Here is a 694-nt window from a genome sequence, read left to right as displayed (position 1 = left end):
GCAAAAGAAGTAGGTAGCTTAACCTTCGGGAGGGCGCTTACCACTTTGTGATTCATGACTGGGGTGAAGTCGTAACAAGGTAACCGTAGGGGAACCTGCGGTTGGATCACCTCCTTACCTTAAAGAAGCGTTCTTTGAAGTGCTCACACAGATTGTCTGATGAAAAATAGCAGTAAAGAATCTCTGCAGGCTTGTAGCTCAGGTGGTTAGAGCGCACCCCTGATAAGGGTGAGGTCGGTGGTTCAAGTCCACTCAGGCCTACCAAATTCGTCCCGCGGATTTGAGGGAGATTCACTATACGATGGGGCTATAGCTCAGCTGGGAGAGCGCCTGCTTTGCACGCAGGAGGTCTGCGGTTCGATCCCGCATAGCTCCACCATCTTTACTGCAACAAACCAAGAAAACTTCAGAGTGTACCTGAAAAGGTTCACTGCGAAGTTTTGCTCTTTAAAAATCTGGATCAAGCTGAAAATTGAAACGACACACTGTGTCTGTTCTCCGTAATAAGAACAGATAAATGGTGTGTTCGAGTCTCTCAAATTTTCGCAAGTCGATGATGAATCGAAAGAAACATCTTCGGGTTGTGAGGTTAAGCGACTAAGCGTACACGGTGGATGCCCTGGCAGTCAGAGGCGATGAAGGACGTGCTAATCTGCGATAAGCGTCGGTAAGGTGATATGAACCGTTATAACCG

The 694-nt window shown here is 47.8% G+C and carries 2 tRNA genes and 2 rRNA genes; all 4 read left to right on the top strand.

Going from position 1 to position 694, the window contains the following annotated elements:
- Positions 1-117 (top strand): 16S ribosomal RNA (locus tag NNN71_RS24860); the annotation flags it as partial.
- A gap of 70 nt (positions 118-187) precedes the next feature.
- Positions 188-264, top strand: a tRNA-Ile gene (locus NNN71_RS24855).
- Between the two features lie 39 nt (positions 265-303).
- Positions 304-379: transfer RNA gene (locus NNN71_RS24850), tRNA-Ala, on the top strand.
- A gap of 208 nt (positions 380-587) precedes the next feature.
- Positions 588-694, top strand: a 23S ribosomal RNA gene (locus NNN71_RS24845); the annotation flags it as partial.

The sequence above is a fragment of the Kluyvera sp. Awk 3 genome (genome assembly GCF_028069715.1).
Classification (GTDB): Bacteria; Pseudomonadota; Gammaproteobacteria; order Enterobacterales; family Enterobacteriaceae; genus Kluyvera; species Kluyvera georgiana_A.
This window is presented reverse-complemented; position numbering and strand designations above follow the sequence as displayed.